This is a genomic window from Wenzhouxiangella limi (assembly GCF_010499265.1).
In the GTDB taxonomy this organism is placed as follows: domain Bacteria; phylum Pseudomonadota; class Gammaproteobacteria; order Xanthomonadales; family Wenzhouxiangellaceae; genus Wenzhouxiangella; species Wenzhouxiangella limi.
The window spans coordinates 427,643-444,298 of the sequence record NZ_JAAGSC010000031.1 but is presented as its reverse complement, the minus strand read 5'-3'; the positions used below and the strand labels follow the sequence as shown (position 1 = coordinate 444,298).

18 protein-coding genes are annotated in these 16,656 nt (G+C 65.4%); 14 read left to right on the top strand and 4 right to left on the bottom strand.

Annotated features, from left to right (window positions below):
- Positions 1-35: 35 nt before the first annotated feature.
- Genes G3I74_RS03710 through der form a run of 3 tightly spaced genes read left to right on the top strand, consistent with a single transcriptional unit; the run spans position 36 to position 3,278 of the window.
- Positions 36-689 carry a YfgM family protein gene (locus G3I74_RS03710; protein WP_164210214.1) on the top strand — a complete coding sequence of 218 codons (654 nt, stop codon included), beginning with the start codon at positions 36-38 and terminating at the stop codon, positions 687-689.
- Positions 686-1,852, top strand: coding sequence for an outer membrane protein assembly factor BamB (gene bamB / locus G3I74_RS03705; RefSeq protein WP_164210213.1), 1,167 nt, complete (start codon positions 686-688; stop codon positions 1,850-1,852). The genes G3I74_RS03710 and bamB overlap by 4 nt, the downstream gene beginning before the upstream one ends.
- Before the next feature lie 10 nt (positions 1,853-1,862).
- Positions 1,863-3,278 carry a ribosome biogenesis GTPase Der gene (gene der / locus G3I74_RS03700; RefSeq protein WP_164210212.1) on the top strand — a complete coding sequence of 472 codons (1,416 nt, stop codon included), beginning with the start codon at positions 1,863-1,865 and terminating at the stop codon, positions 3,276-3,278.
- On the opposite strand, the gene G3I74_RS03695 is transcribed toward der, so the two are convergent.
- The gene (locus G3I74_RS03695; RefSeq protein WP_203594492.1) at positions 3,275-3,763 is read right to left on the bottom strand and encodes a glutathione peroxidase; all 489 of its coding nucleotides are present in this window, start codon (positions 3,761-3,763) and stop codon (positions 3,275-3,277) included. The two genes, der and G3I74_RS03695, sit on opposite strands and share 4 nt — an antisense overlap.
- 62 nt (positions 3,764-3,825) lie before the next feature.
- Here G3I74_RS03695 and folD point away from each other — a divergent pair, with 62 nt between their 5' ends.
- Genes folD through G3I74_RS03680 form a run of 3 tightly spaced genes read left to right on the top strand, consistent with a single transcriptional unit; the run spans position 3,826 to position 6,192 of the window.
- The gene (folD, locus tag G3I74_RS03690) at positions 3,826-4,695 is read left to right on the top strand and encodes a bifunctional methylenetetrahydrofolate dehydrogenase/methenyltetrahydrofolate cyclohydrolase FolD (protein WP_164210210.1); all 870 of its coding nucleotides are present in this window, start codon (positions 3,826-3,828) and stop codon (positions 4,693-4,695) included.
- A 15-nt stretch (positions 4,696-4,710) separates the two neighbouring features.
- Positions 4,711-5,235 (top strand): TRAP transporter small permease, encoded by a 525-nt coding sequence (locus G3I74_RS03685; RefSeq protein ID WP_164210209.1) that lies wholly within the window; start codon positions 4,711-4,713, stop codon positions 5,233-5,235.
- Positions 5,236-5,241: 6 nt separating this feature from the next.
- The gene (locus G3I74_RS03680; protein ID WP_164210208.1) at positions 5,242-6,192 is read left to right on the top strand and encodes a hypothetical protein; all 951 of its coding nucleotides are present in this window, start codon (positions 5,242-5,244) and stop codon (positions 6,190-6,192) included.
- 9 nt (positions 6,193-6,201) lie between these two features.
- Here the strand turns inward: G3I74_RS03680 and G3I74_RS03675 are convergent, their stop codons facing one another.
- From G3I74_RS03675 to G3I74_RS03665, 3 genes are all read right to left on the bottom strand, one after another.
- Positions 6,202-7,683: an acetyl-CoA C-acetyltransferase gene (locus G3I74_RS03675; protein ID WP_203594491.1), complete on the bottom strand. Its 1,482-nt coding sequence runs from the start codon at positions 7,681-7,683 to the stop codon at positions 6,202-6,204.
- Complete coding sequence (locus tag G3I74_RS03670; RefSeq protein WP_164210207.1) at positions 7,683-9,749, bottom strand: 3-hydroxyacyl-CoA dehydrogenase NAD-binding domain-containing protein; 2,067 nt, start codon at positions 9,747-9,749, stop codon at positions 7,683-7,685. Before G3I74_RS03670 ends, G3I74_RS03675 begins: the two co-directional genes overlap by 1 nt.
- 87 nt (positions 9,750-9,836) lie before the next feature.
- The gene (locus tag G3I74_RS03665) at positions 9,837-10,418 is read right to left on the bottom strand and encodes a Maf family protein (RefSeq protein WP_164210206.1); all 582 of its coding nucleotides are present in this window, start codon (positions 10,416-10,418) and stop codon (positions 9,837-9,839) included.
- Between the two features lie 70 nt (positions 10,419-10,488).
- Between G3I74_RS03665 and G3I74_RS03660 the strand changes: the two genes are divergently transcribed.
- The 8 genes from G3I74_RS03660 to fabF all read left to right on the top strand — a co-directional run bounded on the left by G3I74_RS03660 (position 10,489) and on the right by fabF (position 16,639).
- Positions 10,489-10,992 (top strand): YceD family protein, encoded by a 504-nt coding sequence (locus G3I74_RS03660; RefSeq protein ID WP_164210205.1) that lies wholly within the window; start codon positions 10,489-10,491, stop codon positions 10,990-10,992.
- 29 nt (positions 10,993-11,021) lie between these two features.
- Complete coding sequence (rpmF, locus tag G3I74_RS03655; RefSeq protein ID WP_164210204.1) at positions 11,022-11,222, top strand: 50S ribosomal protein L32; 201 nt, start codon at positions 11,022-11,024, stop codon at positions 11,220-11,222.
- 23 nt (positions 11,223-11,245) lie between these two features.
- Positions 11,246-12,250 carry a phosphate acyltransferase PlsX gene (gene plsX, locus G3I74_RS03650; RefSeq protein WP_164210203.1) on the top strand — a complete coding sequence of 335 codons (1,005 nt, stop codon included), beginning with the start codon at positions 11,246-11,248 and terminating at the stop codon, positions 12,248-12,250.
- 23 nt (positions 12,251-12,273) lie between these two features.
- On the top strand, positions 12,274-13,239 hold the full coding sequence (locus G3I74_RS03645) for a beta-ketoacyl-ACP synthase III (RefSeq protein WP_164210202.1): 966 nt from the start codon (positions 12,274-12,276) through the stop codon (positions 13,237-13,239).
- A complete protein-coding gene (gene fabD, locus G3I74_RS03640) occupies positions 13,239-14,192 on the top strand; it encodes an ACP S-malonyltransferase (RefSeq protein ID WP_164210201.1) in 954 nt (317 codons plus the stop codon). Before G3I74_RS03645 ends, fabD begins: the two co-directional genes overlap by 1 nt.
- Complete coding sequence (gene fabG / locus G3I74_RS03635; protein ID WP_164210200.1) at positions 14,189-14,926, top strand: 3-oxoacyl-ACP reductase FabG; 738 nt, start codon at positions 14,189-14,191, stop codon at positions 14,924-14,926. Before fabD ends, fabG begins: the two co-directional genes overlap by 4 nt.
- Positions 14,927-15,079: 153 nt before the next feature.
- On the top strand, positions 15,080-15,319 hold the full coding sequence (gene acpP / locus G3I74_RS03630; RefSeq protein WP_164210199.1) for an acyl carrier protein: 240 nt from the start codon (positions 15,080-15,082) through the stop codon (positions 15,317-15,319).
- A 63-nt stretch (positions 15,320-15,382) separates the two neighbouring features.
- Complete coding sequence (fabF, locus tag G3I74_RS03625) at positions 15,383-16,639, top strand: beta-ketoacyl-ACP synthase II (protein ID WP_164210198.1); 1,257 nt, start codon at positions 15,383-15,385, stop codon at positions 16,637-16,639.
- The last annotated feature ends 17 nt before the right edge of the window (positions 16,640-16,656 follow it).

Sequence of the window (16,656 nt, the reverse complement as noted above, 5' to 3'; positions counted from 1 at the left end):
TGAAGAAACCGGATCCAACGAGCGGAAGATGAAAGATGGCTGTTGAACTTTACGACGAACACGAGCAGGGCGAGCGCGTCCGAAACTGGATCCGGGAATACGGTGCGGCGATCGTGATGGGCCTGGTGCTGGCCTTCGGCGGTATCTTCGGGTTTCGCTACTGGCAGGAGCATCAAAGCGCCCAGAACGCGCTGGCTGCCGACTACTTCAACCGGATCCAGAACGAAATCGAGGCCGGTCAGACCGATCGGGCCCAAGAACATTTGGAGAGCCTGCAGCAACAGGCCGGATCCAGCGGATATGCCGGCCTGGCCGCCATGGCGATGGCTTCAGCGCACGTCGAGGAAGGCCGGCTTGAGCCCGCTGCGCGCCTGTACCGCGAGGTGCTGGACAATCGGCGCATGGAAATGCTGTGGCCGGTCACGCGGCTGCGCCTGGCTCGTGTACTCGAGTCCCAGGGTGATGCGCGGGCCGCGCTGGACGCCCTGTCCGACACCCCTGCACCGGGTTACGAGGCGTCCTGGAACGAACTGCGGGGTGACCTGCTGCTGGCCGTCGGTCAGGTAGAACAAGCCAGGTTGGCCTACCAGGATGCACTTTCAGAACTCGGGAGCCAGGCTGGCAGCCAGCGCCTGCTGCAGATGAAGCTCGACGCCACCGGCCCCGGCGCAGGCGGGGAGAGCTCGTGATTTTTGCGATTCGAATGGCTCTTCTGGTCGGTCTGGCTTTCGTTCTGGCGGGCTGCCAGACCATTGGTGGCTGGTTCGACAGTAGCGAGGCCGACGAGGGTCCGGCGGAACTGGTGGATTTTGCGCCCACCGCCGAGCCGCGCCGACTCTGGTCCGCCGATGTCGGTCGGGGGATCGACGACAGCCGGCCTGCTCTGCGACCGGTGTACGATCGGCAGGAAATCTGGGTCGCCGATCACCGTGGCCAGGTCAGCGTCGTGGACGCCGATTCCGGACGCTCCGTGGCGCGCTTCGAAACCGACCTGCCGATTTCTGCCGGGCCCCGGCTGGAGGAAGATCGAGCCTACTGGGGTACTTTCGACGGCGAACTGGTCGCCATGGATCGCTCCGACGGCTCCATTCTGTGGCGTGCGCGTCTGTCTTCCGAAGTGCTGTCCATGCCCATCGTCCAGGATGGCGTGATCGTGGTGCGTTGTATCGACGGTCGGGTCTTCGGGATCGATCGCCAGACCGGTGCTCGCACCTGGGTTCACGATCGCAGCGTACCCCTGCTGACCCTGCGCGGCAACAGCGATCCGCTCGGTCGGGCAGGTCAGGTCTTCATCGGTTACGAAGACGGCGCCGTCAGTGCACTGCGGGCGACCGACGGCAGTCTGCTTTGGGAGCAGCGCGTGAGCGTCCCGGAGGGCCGAACCGAACTGGAGCAGCTATCGGATATCGACGGACCAATGGCCATCGTCGGTTCGGAGCTGTATGTGGTGACCTACAAGGGCCAATTGGCCGGCCTGGCGCTGGATTCGGGGCGGGTGCTCTGGAGCAAGGACCTGTCCTCGCACCAGGGGGTGAGCCTGCAGCGCACCCGGCTTGCCGTGGCTGATCGCGACGACGCCGTCTGGCTGGTGGATCGCCGCAATGGCGCCACGCTATGGCGCGATGATCGCCTGAGTCGCCGTCAGATTACCCGCCCGGTATTTTTCGGGAATTTCGTCGTGACCGCTGACCAGGCAGGCTATCTGCACTTCTACGATGCCGATCAGGGCGAGTTTGCCGCGCGCAGCCGCATCGGCCGCAAGGCGCCGGCAACCGCTCCGCTGGTGATAGGCAACACGCTGTATGTGCTGGATGTTGACGGTGACCTGACCGCCTGGCGGATGGACGGCTGAGTCCGCGATCATGAGCACCGACGGCTTGCCCGTGGTAGCGATCGTGGGCCGGCCAAACGTCGGTAAATCGACGCTTTTCAACGGCCTGACCCGGACCCGCAATGCGCTGGTCGCGGATCTTCCGGGCGTGACCCGCGATCGAATCTATGGTCGGGCGGAGCTGCAGGCGCGCCCCGTCTTGCTGATCGACACCGGCGGCCTGGAGGCGGCCGGCGATGACGTCGGGACAGGGCGCGAACGCCAGACGCGACTGGCGGTGGCTGAGGCCGACCTGGTTGTCCTGCTCACCGATGCCAGGGCCGGCGTCGTGCCGGCCGATGCCGAGATTGCTGCCTGGCTTCGCACCCTGGACAAACCGCTTGTGCATGCGGTCAACAAGATCGATGGGCTGGACGAGGATGCCGTGCTCGCCGAAAGCCTGACCCTCGGGATTCACCCCTATTGCCTGATATCGGCCAGCCACCGGCGCGGTCTTGATCACCTGTCCGGCGTCATCTCCGGCGGGTTGCCGAAGGCAGCCGAAGAGGCGGAAGCGGCGCCGGTCGAGGGCATCCATCTGGCCTTGATCGGACGCCCGAATACCGGCAAATCCACGCTGTTGAACCGTTTTCTGGGCGAGGAGCGGGCGTTGGCCACGCCGGTGGCGGGCACCACCCGCGATCCGATTCACGCCCGCGTCGAGCGCGATGGGCAGAAATTCCACCTGGTCGACACCGCCGGAATGCGGCGGCGACCGGGCAGTCATGAGGGCATCGAGCGTTTCAGCACGATCAAGGCGATGCAGGCCATGGAGCGCGCGGGCGTGGTGGTGCTGATGATGGACTCGACCGAAGGCATTACCGACCAGGATGCGCGCCTGGCCGGGCACGTGGTCGAGGCCGGCAGAGGACTGGTGCTGGCGCTGAACAAGTGGGATGGCTTGGGCGAAAGCCAGCGCAAGACTGTTCTCATCGAGGTCGGTGAACGGCTGCAGTTTGCCCGTCATGCGCCGGTCGTCACCCTGTCAGCGCTGCACGGCAGCGGTCTCGGCGAGCTGACCGGGGCAGTGGTTCATGTCCACCGGCGCGCGAGCACCGACTTGCCGACGCCGGCGCTGACCCGCGCATTGCGTGCGGCGGTCGAAGCGCATCCACCGCCCGGCGGCAAGGGGGGTAGCGCCAAGCTGCGCTACGCCCACGCCGGCGGCCTGTTCCCCACGCGCGTCGTCATCCACGGCAATCGCACGGCCCAGTTACCCACCCAGTACCGGCGTTATCTGATCAATGCATTCCGGCGCGCCTTTGACCTGACGGGGGTCGCGGTGGAGCTGGTGCTCAAGGATTCCGACAACCCGTATGCCGGACGCCGCAACACGCTGACGCCCAGGCAGTTGCAAAAGCGCAAGCGGCTGCGCAGCTTTACCCGCAAGAACAGGCGCCGCGGCTAGAGCGACCAGGACTGGAGGTTGCGCGCGACCTCGTGCAGCAGCCCCGGATCGTCCGGTTGGGTTGCCGAGGGCCAGTGTTCCACAAGCTGTCCGCGCCGGTTGAACAGGTACTTGTGAAAGTTCCAGCGCGGCAGGATGTCGGGGCCGAGCTGCTCGACCATGTCGCGAAACAGCGGATGGGTGCGCGGGCCAATGATCGAGTACTTTGCCGTCATCGGAAAGGTGACGCCGTATTCTTCGCGCACCAGACGCGAAATCTCTTCCTCGGTGCCGGGCTCCTGTTCGCCGAAGTCATTGCAGGGAATCCCGAGAACCACCAGTCCGGACTGCCGATAGTCAAGATACATTCGCTGCAGCGACGCGTACTGCGGGGTGAAACCGCATTCCGAGGCGGTATTGACGATCATGATGGGCTGATTGCGGTAGCGTTCGAGCGACAGCGAACCACCTTCCAGCGCGGCGAACGAGTATTCGTACAGATTCACGAACAGGACCTCCCGTTGGACTGCCTTCATCCTACCGCCTTGCCGCTACAATGTGGACCATCATGAGTGATGTTCAAGCCAGTCTGCTCGACGGGCGCGCGGTCGCCGACCGTCTGATCGGGCATGTCCGCGACGCGGTGGCCGTCCACGTCGACCGCGGTGGCCGTCGACCCGGCCTCGCCGTGGTTCTGGTTGGCGATGACGCCGCCTCGGAGGTCTACGTCGGCAACAAGATCAAGGCCTGTGAACGCGCCGGTGTCCTGTCCCGCTGCCATCGGCTTCAGCACGGCGTCGGGCGCGGCGAGTTGCTGGCGCTGATCGACTCACTCAACGAAGATCCGGAGATCGACGGGATTCTCGTTCAGTTGCCGCTTCCCGGGCACCTGGACGAAAAGGCGGTGACCGCGCGGATCAGTCCCGACAAGGATGTGGACGGGTTCCATCCCTACAACATCGGCCGACTGGCGCAGCGCGATCCGGCGCTGCGGCCGTGTACGCCGCGAGGCGTCATGAGCCTGCTGAGCGCCTATGACATCGACCCCAAGGGCCGGCACGTGGTCGTTGTCGGCGCTTCCAATATCGTCGGCCGTCCGCTGGCGCTCGAAATGCTGCTTGCCGGCGCGACGGTCACCGTCGCCCATCGGTTTACCCGCGACCTCGAGGGCCACGTGAACAGTGCGGACATCCTCTGCGTGGCCGTCGGCAAACCCGGCGTAGTCGAGGCACAATGGGTTCGTCGGGGCGCGGTGCTCATCGATATCGGCATCAGCCGCAATCGCGAGGGGCGTATCCACGGAGATCTCGATCATCCGGCCTGTGCCGCGCGTGCGGCCTGGATCACGCCGGTACCGGGCGGCGTCGGACCGATGACCGTAGCGACACTGCTTCAGAATACGGCCGAGGCCGCCGGTCTCGTGGTACGGGCGCCGTGACCATTCGGTGACCCGATGAGTTTTTCCGCGACGGGCCTTGCCCGCTCCTTGCGCGAGCTGGATCTGGTCCTGTCCTGGCTCGAAACCGGCCTGATTGTCTGTCTGTTCGGCGCTCTTGTCGTTCTCGGCCTGGGCCTGCTGGTGGCCGATGCCACCGGGCATTTCGCGCCGGGCACCGTCCGCGGCCTGATCGGCGTCGTTGTGACCTGGCTGGTGATGGCGGGATGTGCGCGCATGACCGCCCGGGGTGAACACCCCGCCGTCAGGCTGGCGGGGGTCCGGCGAGCCGGAGGGCGGCAGGAGGTGATTCAGGTCGGCGTTTCGATGCTTTGTGCTCTGGCCTGTCTGGGGCTGGCCTGGGCGGGCTGGAAGTTCCTGGTGCTGGACATTTCGCTGGGGTCGAGCAGTCAGGCCGGGGTGCCGTCCTGGGCTGCGCTGATTGCCGTTCCGGTTGGTTTCGCGGTGATGACGGCACGGTTTCTGGCCCAGGCCGCGGGCGCTGTCCTCAAGAGCGGATGGCCCAGGTCAGCGACAGGATAAGTCCCGTTGGCCGTCCTCATCCTCGCGCTGGCTCTGATCGGGCTGCCCCTGTTCGCGGTGGCGGCATTCGGCGCGCTGTGGGCTTTTCGGCAGGCCGGTCTGGACAGCGCGGTGCTCATGCTGGAGTTCCATCGCCTGGCCGAGTTTCCCGAGCTGGCCGCTTTGCCTTTGCTTGTTGCGGCCGGTTTGATGGTTCAGCGAGACCCTGCGGTGGCGGCATTGCTCCAGCGTGGCGACGCCCGAAGCCCGTTAGCGGTGCTGTTGGCGGGTGTGATCGCGCCGGGATTGACGCTGCTGGTCTTTGCTGTGGCCGCCGCCGCCCTCGTGCCGGTGACAGCACCCAACCATGCGGAGTTGCTGCGGGCGGCCCTGCCCGTTGTTGCGATCGCGCTGGCGGTCAAGCTGCTGTCATCGCCGGGCCGGCGGAACCTGCCGGGAGTCTCCGGCTCTGCGCTACGCGTCCTCGTACCGCCGGCGATACTGGTCGGCCTGTTCTACGCACCCGGGTTGAATCCGATCCCGGTGGCGGCGCTGGTTCTGGCCTGGGTCGCGCTGGATTCGATGGTGCTTCGGCGTCAGCTTGGCGTCGCCGAGATCGCGACGATCGTCATCGATGCCGTCGTCCGCAGTGCGCCGGCGCTACTGGTTCTGGGCCTGGCCATTGCCTGGATTTCGGTTGGGCAACACCGCTGGGTATTGCCGGGAGACGGGTCGGCCGGGTTGGTGTCGAACGTGCTGCTTCAGGTAGCAGTCTGGACGTTCAGCGCGGCCCTGACGGTGATCGCCGGGGCGATGATCCGCCATCCGACGGTCACCATGGCCCTGCTTGCGCCGCCGGGCGTTCTGGTGGCCCAGGCCAGCGGCTTGAGTCTGATCCTGCAGGGCCTTGGCATGGCGATCGCGCTGTCGCTGGCTGACCCGCTGCGGAAGTCCTTGCGCCGATCGGGGTCCGGCTGATCTGAGGGATCAGTCCGGTTTGTCGACTGGCTCGTCTGCCGCCTGATGTTCCGCCTTGGTCTGGGCACTCGTTTCCTTGCGCACGGATCGTTGGCTGGAGGTTTTTTTCTTTTTCTTTCGTTTGCTTGCGGCTTTTTTCTTAGAACCTGCTGGAGGTGATGCCTCGGCAGAGCCGGTGGCCCGGGCAGCGCCTGCGCCCGGTCGTTCGACCGGACGCTCGACGATCGCGGCCACGCCCATGCCGCCGGCCGTGCAGACCGAGATCAGACCGCGTCCGGATCCCGCCTGCTCGAGAATGGCAGTCAGGGTCGAGAGGATGCGCGCCCCGGTCGCGGCAAAGGGGTGTCCGATCGCCACCGAACCGCCGCGGACGTTCATGCGTGAGCGGTCGATACTGCCCAGCGCCCCGTTCAGGCCGAGGCGATCGCGGCAGTAGCGCTCCGACTCCCAGGCCCTGAGAGTGCACAGCACCTGGGCGGAGAAGGCTTCGTGGATCTCGTAGAAGTCGAAATCGTCCAGGCCCAGGCCAGCGGCACTAAGCATTTCGGCCACCGCGACCGTCGGGGCCATCAGCAGGCCTTCGTCGCTGTCAACAAAATCCACCGCTGCGGCGCGACCGGCGCTCAGATAGGCCCGGATGGGCAGGTCATTGGCCCGGGCCCAGTCCTCGGAGCAGATGAGCACGGCGGCCGCTCCGTCTGACAGCGTGGTGCTGTTGCCGGCGGTGAGGGTGCCCTGCTTGCGATCAAAGGCCGGCTTGAGCGCGGACAGCTTGTCGACGCTGGTGTCGGGGCGAATGATGTTGTCGCGCACCACCCCGTCATGCGGAATCACCAGATCGTCGAAAAAACCCGTCTCCCAGGCGGCGGCGGCCTTGCGATGGCTTTCCACCGTCAGTTCATCCTGCTCGCCGCGCTCGATCTGCCATTCGCGGGCCATGCGCTCGCAGTGCTGACCCATCGACAGCCCGGTCCTTGGCTCGGCGTTGCGCGGGGGCTGGGGGGTAAGCTCCGAGAGCCTGAATCCCTTGAAAACCTTGAGCTTCTGGCTGAGGGTGCGAGCCTTGGACAGACGGATCAGGCGCTGAGCGAAGCGGCGCTGGAGAACCACCGGCGCATCGCTGGTCGTATCGGTGCCGGCCACGAGGGCGCATTCGATCTGGCCGGTGGCAATCTGACTGCCCGCCAGCAGGGCGGCCTGCAGGCTGGTCCCGCAGGCCTGTTGCAGCGTCACCGCGGGTGTCAGTGGCGAAAGCGTCGTCGACAGGACCGCCTCGCGAGCCAGGTTCCAGTCTTTCGAATGGGTGGTCACCGCGCCGGCCAGGACCTGGTCGAGCTTCTTGCCTTCCAGGCCATATCGTTCGACCACCCCCTGCAGGGCGGCGGTCAGCATGTCCTGGTTGGTCTGGTCGGCGTAAAGCGTGTTCGAACGGCAGAAAGGAATGCGGACTCCGCCGGCGATGACGATCTTTCTCAGGCTGGTCTCGGGCATCAGGCGGACTCCTCGGTGGCGGTCCGGGACTGATCATCTGTCGGGGACTCGGACTCGCTGCGGTTGGACAGGTAATGCATGGGACCGCCGCGAAACGGGGCGAAGCCGGTGCCGAAAATCATCCCGGCATCGAGCAGATCGGCGTCTTCGACGACCTGGTCTCCCAGACAGGCGCGGCATTCGTCGAAGTAGGGGCGCATGAGTTGCTCGGCGAGGTGGTCCAAGTCGTAGCCTTCGTGGGCGCTGGGATCGCGCTGGGGCTTGTCCTTTTTCCAGACATAAAAGCCTTCGCCTGACTTCTTGCCCAGCTTGCCGTCGTTGACCATCTCCTCGAGCACCTTGCGATCTTCGCCGGCTTCTTCGCCCATCAAGGTGTCGATCACGCCCAGGCCAACGTCCAGGCCCACCGTGTCGGCGAGTTCGACCGGACCCATCGGCATGCCGAACTGCTCGGCCGCCTTGTCCAGCGCTTCGCGCGGGATACCCTCGCGATGCATTTTCATGGCGTTTCGCATGTAGGGGGCGAGCACGCGGTTGACCAGGAAGCCGGGCGTGGAAGTTGCCGGCAGGGCGTATTTGCCGATCTGGGTGGCGAAACTGCAGCCGTCGTCCACCCGTTCTGGCGCGCTCCGGGGGTCATGCACGACTTCGACCAAGGGCATCTTTGCCACGGGATTGAAGAAATGCAGGCCGATCAGACGACTGGGGTCGTCGAGCACATCGGCCAGTTCGTTCAGCGGAATGGCGGAGGTGTTGGTGGCGATGATGGCGTGCTCGGCGACCCGTCCTTTGAGGGCGGCGAACAGCTCGCGCTTGGCGTCCCGGTTTTCGAAGATGGCCTCGATGATCACGTCGGCTCGGGGTACAGCCTGGCCATCGACGTCGGCGACCAGGCGTTGCCGCGCGGCGGCCAAGGCTTCGGGCTTTTTGAACTTGCGGCGGAACAGGCGCTCGGCGCGCTTGATCGCCGGCTCGACATATTTCATCTCGCGGTCCTGCAGCGTGACTTCCAGCCCGCGCGAGGCACACCAGGCCGCAATATCGCCGCCCATGACGCCTGCCCCAATGACATGAACCCGGCGCGCCTTGAAATCCGAGCGACGACCCTGTCCCTTGAGTCGCTCCATGAGACGGAAGACCCGGCGCAGGTTGCGCGAGGTGTCGCCAGCGAGGAGACGCGGCACCTTCTCCGCTTCCAGGCGGATCATGCCCGCCTGGTCGTTGCCCGCGGCCTCGAAGGCATCGATGAGCTCGTAGGGCGCCGGATAGTGGTCGCGCTTTGCCTTGGCAGCGGTCTGCTTGCGCATCTGCGCGGCCAGCAGCTTGCGCGCCGGAGCAATCGTCGTCAGCCGGTCCACAAGACCGGGCCGCTTGTGGCGCTTGCCTCGCAATACGGCGTTACGGGCGGCCCAGCGCAGGGAACCGTGGATGTCGACGGTTTGATCCACCAGTCCCATGCCGCGGGCTGCACGTGCTCTGAGCATGCGGCCGGTGAGCATGATCTGCATGGCCTTGAGCCCGCCCATGGCCGAAATCGCACGGCCGGAGCCCCCGAACCCGGGGTAGATCCCCAGATTGACCTCGGGGAAGCCGATGCGGGTGTGATCGGCATCCAGGGCAATGCGCCAGTCGAAGCACAGCGCCAGTTCGAGGCCGCCACCCAGGCAGTACCCCTCGAAAGCGACCACGGTTGGAAAATCGAGCTGCTCGATACGCTCAAAAAGGTCGTGAACCCTGCGCACGTTGTATGCCAGCACGTCAACATCCGTGGTGGCATCAAATTCGCGAACGTCGGCGCCAACGATAAAGCTGCCGCGCTTGCCCGAGGTCATGACCAGGCCGGCAGGCGGTGTCTTTTCGAGCTCGCCGATCAGCACATCAAGCTCGGCGAGCACCTCGGTACCGAGGCTGTTGACCTTTTCATCGCCGTGATCAAGGGTCAACCAGGCGATATCATCGAGATCATGCTCGATCTGCCAGTGTTTGCAGGAACGATTGTCGTGGCGATTGTCGTGACGATTGTCGTGGCCACTGTCCTGACCTTTGTCGCGGGCTTTCGAGGACATGCTCGGATGCTTCCCATTCAGCTACGTATGGTCGGAAGTGTAGCATTTTCAGGGCCGCCCACCGGCCGGAGAAGGCCGCAGCGCCGATTACGGCAGATGGATCCCGAAGCGTCCCAGCAGGCGGATCGTGGCGATCAGCGGAAGCCCGACCAGCGCCGTCGGATCATCGCTTTCCAGAGACTCGATCAGGCTGATGCCCAGGGCTTCGCTCTTGAACGCGCCGGCACAGTCCAGCGGCTGTTCCAGCCGGACATAGCGATGGATCTGCTCGCCATCCAGGCGGCGCATCCGGACCGTGGTTGGCACGCTCTCAACGTAAAGTGCCTGGCCGTCGGTCACGCAAAGCGCGCTGTGGAACAGTATGGTCTGGCCCTGAAGCTCCGCCAGCTGGCGCTCGGCTCGCTCGGCGGTACCCGGTTTGCCAAGAGCCCGGCCTTGGCATTCGACGACCTGGTCGGAGCCGATGACCACCGCACCTGGCACCGCATCCGCCACGGTTTCCGCCTTCAGGCGGGCGAGGCGCAGGGCCAGAGCAGCCGGCGTTTCGCCGGCAAGAGGGGATTCGTCAACCTCCGGCGCCAGGGTGGAGAATTCCAGCTGCAGGCGGTCGAGCAGGGCGCGTCGATACGGCGAGGACGAAGCGAGAAGCAGGCGGGGCGAAGAAGCCATGGTCAGCATTGCAAAGACAAGTCAGCCCATATTGTGGACCAGACATTTCCGATGATACAATGGCCGGCTTATGTCGCGAGACTACCCGGACTGGCTGGATCCGTTCAAGGCCGCGCAGGCGAGGCGAGAGTTTTCAGGCTCGATCCGGCTTTCGGATCTGCGTCCCGTTCGCGGGCTGATTGACGATCCGGGTGAGGCCGAGATCGACTTCGAGCTGAGCTTCGATCTGGATGACCAGCGCGAGGTTCGGGTGCGGGTTCACGTGAGCGGCGAGGTGCCGATGGTCTGCCAGCGCTCGCTGCGACCGTTTGGGCAGTGGATAGACAGCGAGTCGGTGGTGGCCATTGTCGCCTCGGAGACCGAAGTTGACCGACTGCCGGAAGATTACGAGCCGCTGCTGATCTCGGAGCCGCGGTTAAGCGTCGCTGACCTGGTGGCCGAAGAAGTGCTGCTGGCTTTGCCGCTGGTGCCAAAGGCGCCCGACTCGGAACCGGTCGGGACGCAGGCGGCGAAAGAGGCTGAAAGCCATCGGCCGTTCGCGGTACTGGCGGCGTTGTCCCGCAAGCGCGATTAGGATTTGACTGTACAGGAGTTACAAAGCACATGGCCGTTCAGAAGAACCGCAAGTCCCCAGCCCGTCGCGGCATGCGCCGGTCGCACGATGGTCTTCAGTCGCCAACGCTGTCCGAAGAGGTCAGCACCGGCGAAACGCACCGGCGTCATCACGTGTCGGCCGAGGGTTTCTATCGCGGACGCCAGGTCATCGACGTCGCGCCCGAGATCGAGGACGAAGAAGAGTCCTGACCCGGGGCCGTCCCACCGGGGTCATGAACAACCGCTCAAAGATCACTGTCGCCCTGGATGTTCTTGGGGGCGATGGGCTGGTCGCGCTCAATCTGGCCGCCGCGCGGCAGGCGCTGGACGCAGACCCGGATCTTGCCATCCTGGCCTGCGGGCCGGGATCTGAAATCGGGTCGGTCCGCGACGAGTGGCCGGCGCCACTGGGCGCTCGACTGAAGATTCACGACGCTGAGACCGGCCTGGCAGCCGATGCCGGACCGGCCGAAGCGCTTCGCCGTGGACGCGACAGCAGCATGGGCGAAGCCCTGCGCAGGATCGGTGAGGGTGAAGCCGATGCGGTCGTCAGTGGCGGCAGCACCGGTGCCCTGATGGTCCTGGCGCGGCATCTGCTGGGAACCTGGCCGGGCGTCGACCGGCCGGCGCTAATGGGCGCGCTTCCGACCGTGCGCGGCACCTGCTGGATGCTGGATCTGGGCGCCAACCTGCACGTCGATGCCCGACGCCTGCATGAATTTGCCCGTCTTGGTCGGATTACGGTCAGCCTGCTCAACGAGCGGGAACCCGTCGTCGGTTTGCTCAACGTCGGTACCGAGCCCGGCAAAGGTCCGGACCTGGTGCGTGAAGCCGGACGGCTGATCGACGCCGATCGGGACCTGAACTACGGCGGGTTCGTGGAGGCCGATCAGGTGTTTGCAGGCCGCGTCGACCTCGTGGTTTGCGACGGTTTCTCGGGCAATATCCTGCTCAAGAGCGCAGAAGGGGCGGTCCGACTGATGTTCGACGAGATGCGCGCCCACCTTGGCGGCAGCCTGTGCGGCTGGCTGGCCCGTCCCCGTCTGCGCCGTCTTCGTGACAGCCTTGACCCGGCGCGGCATAATGGTGCTGCGCTGCTTGGAGTTCGCGGCGTGGTGATCAAGAGCCACGGCGGCGCCAGCACAGCGGGCATGGCCCATGCCATCGGACTGGCCGCCCGCGAAGTTCGCGGTGGCTTGAGTCAGGCCATGGAGAGCCAGTTCCGGGCCGTCGATTAGCGCCCGTAAGAGGGAATCTGAAAATGTACGCGCGCATCATTGGAACCGGCAGCTACCTGCCCGAAAAAGTCCTGACCAACAAGGACCTCGAAGCCTTCGTCGACACCACCGATCAGTGGATTCGCGACCGCACGGGGATCTCGGAACGCCGCATCGCGGCCGATGGCCAGACAACTTGCGACTTGGCCGAGGAGGCGGCGCGCGCAGCGCTCGATGCTGCCGGCCTGCAGCCGACCGATATCGATCTGCTGCTGGTCGGCACAACCACCCCGGACGTGGTTTTCCCGTCGACCGCGTGCCTGCTGCAGTACCGTCTGGGCATGGGCGAATGCGGCGCCTTTGACTTGAACGCGGCCTGCTCCGGTTTCCTGTACGGGCTGTCTGTGGCCGACCAGTACATTCGCGCCGGCACGGCCAAACGCATCCTGGTCGTCGGGGCGGAGACCCTGACCCGAATGCTGGACTGGAGCGATCGCTCGACCTGCGTCCTGTTCGGTGACGGTGCCGGCGCCGCGGTACTGGCGGCGGACGAGGAGCCCGGCATTCTCTCCACCCATATTCACGCCAACGGCGCCTACCGCGATCTGCTCAAGGTCGACGTTGGCGTCTCGCGCGGGTTCCTGCCCCAGCCGCGCGGTGGCATCAGCGTGCACATGAGCGGCAACGAGGTTTTCAAGGTCGCGGTCAATACCCTGGGACGGATCGTCGATGAAACGCTGGAAGCCAACCGGCTCGACAAGAGCGATCTGGACTGGCTGATTCCGCACCAGGCCAATATGCGCATCATCAAGGCCACGGCGAAAAAGCTGCAGATGGCCATGGACCAGGTGATCGTGACCGTTGACCGCCACGGCAATACCTCGGCGGCGTCGGTACCGCTGGCGCTGGACGAGGCGGTGCGCAGCGGGCGCGTGCGTCGCGGAGACCGTCTGCTGCTGGAAGCCTTCGGCGGCGGCTTCACCTGGGGCTCGGCGCTGATTGTTTACTGATGTCTAGGCTGGCCATCGTTTTTCCGGGGCAGGGGTCGCAGTCGGTCGGCATGCTCGCCGACCTGAACCGTTCCGATAGAGTGATCGAGGAGACTTTCGCCGAAGCCGGCGAGGTTCTGGGACAGGATCTCTGGGCGCTGGCCAGCGCAGGACCGGCCGAAGCGCTCAACAGCACCGAGTTGACCCAGCCGCTGATGCTGGCCGGGGGTGTGGCCGCATGGCGCAGCTGGCGCCGGGCCGGCGGAATTGCCCCCCAGGTGGCTGCCGGACACAGCCTGGGGGAATATTCGGCGCTGGTCGCGGCCGGATCAATGCAGTTTGACGATGCCGTCCGAGTCGTGGCCGAACGGGCGCGCCTGATGCAGGAAGCCGCGCCCCCGGGCAGAGGGGCCATGGCGGCCGTGCTGGGTCTTGACGACGACGTGGTCGAGGCGATCTGCCGCGAAGTCGCTGAAGACCAGGTTGTCTCGCCGGCCAATTACAACTCTCCCGGGCAATTGGTCGTGGCCGGAGACAGTGCCGCGGTAGAGCGCGCGACCCACGCCTGTCTTGAAGCCGGCGCCCGGCGAGCGCTGAAGCTACCGGTCAGCGTACCCTCGCACTGCGCGCTGATGGCGCCGGCCAGCAAGCAGATGGCGGCGGTTCTGGCCGAGATCGAGTTCCGGACGCCGGCGTTCCCGGTCCTGCACAACGTCGACGCGGTCGCCCGCTCGACGCCCGAGCGTATCCGCTCGGCTCTGATTGATCAGCTCTCGGCGCCGGTGCGCTGGACGGCAACGGTGCACGCCATGGTCAAGGAGGGTATCTCGGTCGTGGCCGAAGCCGGGCCGGGGCGGATTCTCTGCGGCCTCGGCAAAAGGACCGACCGCAGCGTCGAGTGGGTGGCGCTGGAAGATTCCGGTGCGCTCGCGGCACTCGCCTCCAGATTCACCGAAAACGGAGGAAAGCAATGACAACGAGCATGCACGAAGAGGTGGTGCTGGTCACCGGTGCCAGCCGTGGTATCGGCCAGGCCGTCGCCCGCAGGCTGCGCCAGGACGGCGCCGCCGTATTCGGTACGGCCACCAGCCCGGCCGGGGCCGAGGCGGTGTCGGCCGAGCTGGGCGATGGGCGCGGCCTGGTGCTGGATGTGACTGACGCGGGCTCGATTGACCAGGCGCTGGCAACCATCGGCCAGCGATGCGGTCCGGTTACAGTGCTGGTCAACAATGCCGCGATTACCCGCGATCAGCTGCTGATGCGGCTCAAGGACGAGGACTGGGATGCCGTGCTCGAAGCCAATCTGAAGGGCGCAATGCGAATGTGCCGGGCGAGTCTGCGCGGCATGCTCAAGGCGCGTCGCGGGCGCATTATCGGCATTTCATCGGTGGTCGGCTACGCCGGCAATCCAGGCCAGACCAACTACGCCGCCGCCAAGGCTGGACTGGCCGGTTTTTCGCGCGCCCTGGCCCACGAGGTCGGCAGTCGCGGGATCACGGTCAATGTCGTTGCCCCCGGTTTCATCGATACCGACATGACGCGCGCGCTGACTCCGGAGCAGCGCGAGCGTCTACAGGGTACAATTCCCCTCGGTCACCTGGGCCGCCCGGAAGACGTTGCCGCTTGCGTTTCATTCCTGGCCGGTCCGGACAGTGGATACATCACAGGCCAGACCGTTCACGTCAACGGCGGCATGTACATGACCTGACCCGGCGAGCAATGAGCGGGTCTATTGATAAAAGCAAGCAACACCGGATCAAAGCGTTGCCTTTCGGGGTAGCGGGATCCTGCAATAGTGACGCTGATCGACACCCCGGTGCCGGCCAGCGTTGTGGTTGAGTGATTCTAGAGGACTATCAACATGAGCAGTATTGAAGATCGGGTCAAGAAAATCGTCATCGAACAGCTCGGCGTCAAGGAAGAAGAGGTGACGCCCAGCGCTTCGTTCGTGGATGACCTGGGTGCGGACTCGCTCGACACCGTCGAGCTGGTGATGGCGCTTGAAGAAGAATTCGAGTGCGAAATTCCAGACGAAGAGGCCGAAAAAATCACCAGCGTCCAGCAGGCGATCGACTACATCGCCAACAACGTCGATAAATAGCCTGGCCTCGGCTGGAGTTGCTGATGAGATCGGTGAGCGAGCGAGTTTTCGGGCGCGCCCGGCATGCGCGGTGATCGCCGGATCGTGGTCACCGGCCTGGGCTGCGTCTCGCCGGTCGGTAACGACATCGAGTCAGCCTGGTCGGCCATCAAGGCCGGCCGCAGCGGCATCACATCCCTGACGGCTTTCGATGCCGAGCGGTTTCCGGCGCGCATCGCCGGCGAAGTGCGCGACTTTGAAGTGGAGCGCTACCTGAGCCCGAAGGAAGCGCGTAAATCCGATCGTTTCATCCACTACGGCATGGCCGCCGCGATCCAGGCGATCGAGGATGCCGGGCTGGAAGAGCATCCTGACCGTCCGGATCGCTACGGACTGGCGATCGGCTCCGGGATCGGCGGTATTGCAACGATCGAGCAGACCTACCAGAGCTTCCTCGACGGCGGGCCGCGCAAGATTTCACCGTTTTTCGTGCCCGGATGCATCATCAACATGATCGCCGGCAATATCTCCATCCGCTACGGTTTCCAGGGTCCCAACATCAGCATCGTGACCGCGTGTACGACCGCGACCCACAATATCGGTGAGGCGGCGCGAATGATCGCCTACGGGGACGCCGACGTCATGATCGCCGGGGGCGCCGAGTACGGCACGACACCGACGGCCTACGGCGGCTTTACCGCGGCCCGCGCCTTGTCCACGCGCAACGAGGATCCGGAGCGGGCCAGCCGTCCCTGGGATCGCGAGCGCGACGGCTTTGTGCTCAGCAATGGCGCCGGGGTACTGGTACTGGAGGAACTCGAGCGGGCGCGCCGGCGCGGCGCGCGAATCTACGGCGAGGTGATCGGTTTCGGCATGAGTGGCGATGCCCATCACATCACCTCGCCACCGGACGGCGGGGAGGGGGCTGCACGCTGCATGGCCAATGCGCTGGCCGATGCCGGCGTGAATCCCGACCAGGTCGACTACATCAATGCCCACGGGACTTCGACCCAGGTCGGAGACCGCGCCGAATGCGAAGCGGTCAAGCGCCTGTTCGGCGATCACGCCGGGCAGCTGATGATGAGCTCGACCAAATCCATGACCGGCCATCTGCTGGGCGCGGCCGGGGGCGTTGAGGCCATTTTCAGCCTGCTTGCGCTCGACGAACAGGTCGTCCCGCCGACCATCAATCTCGATCACCCAGATCCGGATTGCACGGGCCTGGACCTGGTGCCGGGCGCCGCCCGCGACACAAGCCTGGAGTATGCCTTGAGCAACTCGTTCGGTTTTGGAGGCACCAACGGTTCGCTGCTGCTGCGGCGTTACCCTGCCTCGGTTTGAGTTCGACAGCCGGCGTC

Bases quoted from the DNA above. Each gene is read 5' to 3' on its own strand.
- fabF (WP_164210198.1), top strand. From the start codon at position 15,383: ATGCGCGGTGATCGCCGGATCGTGGTCACCGGCCTGGGCTGCGTCTCG.
- G3I74_RS03710 (WP_164210214.1), top strand. From the start codon at position 36: ATGGCTGTTGAACTTTACGACGAACACGAGCAGGGCGAGCGCGTCCGA.
- G3I74_RS03685 (WP_164210209.1), top strand. From the start codon at position 4,711: ATGAGTTTTTCCGCGACGGGCCTTGCCCGCTCCTTGCGCGAGCTGGAT.
- acpP (WP_164210199.1), top strand. From the start codon at position 15,080: ATGAGCAGTATTGAAGATCGGGTCAAGAAAATCGTCATCGAACAGCTC.
- G3I74_RS03660 (WP_164210205.1), top strand. From the start codon at position 10,489: ATGTCGCGAGACTACCCGGACTGGCTGGATCCGTTCAAGGCCGCGCAG.
- folD (WP_164210210.1), top strand. From the start codon at position 3,826: ATGAGTGATGTTCAAGCCAGTCTGCTCGACGGGCGCGCGGTCGCCGAC.
- plsX (WP_164210203.1), top strand. From the start codon at position 11,246: ATGAACAACCGCTCAAAGATCACTGTCGCCCTGGATGTTCTTGGGGGC.
- G3I74_RS03665 (WP_164210206.1), bottom strand. From the start codon at position 10,418: ATGGCTTCTTCGCCCCGCCTGCTTCTCGCTTCGTCCTCGCCGTATCGA.
- G3I74_RS03670 (WP_164210207.1), bottom strand. From the start codon at position 9,749: ATGTCCTCGAAAGCCCGCGACAAAGGTCAGGACAGTGGCCACGACAAT.
- der (WP_164210212.1), top strand. From the start codon at position 1,863: ATGAGCACCGACGGCTTGCCCGTGGTAGCGATCGTGGGCCGGCCAAAC.
- G3I74_RS03645 (WP_164210202.1), top strand. From the start codon at position 12,274: ATGTACGCGCGCATCATTGGAACCGGCAGCTACCTGCCCGAAAAAGTC.
- fabD (WP_164210201.1), top strand. From the start codon at position 13,239: ATGTCTAGGCTGGCCATCGTTTTTCCGGGGCAGGGGTCGCAGTCGGTC.
- fabG (WP_164210200.1), top strand. From the start codon at position 14,189: ATGACAACGAGCATGCACGAAGAGGTGGTGCTGGTCACCGGTGCCAGC.
- G3I74_RS03675 (WP_203594491.1), bottom strand. From the start codon at position 7,683: ATGCCCGAGACCAGCCTGAGAAAGATCGTCATCGCCGGCGGAGTCCGC.
- rpmF (WP_164210204.1), top strand. From the start codon at position 11,022: ATGGCCGTTCAGAAGAACCGCAAGTCCCCAGCCCGTCGCGGCATGCGC.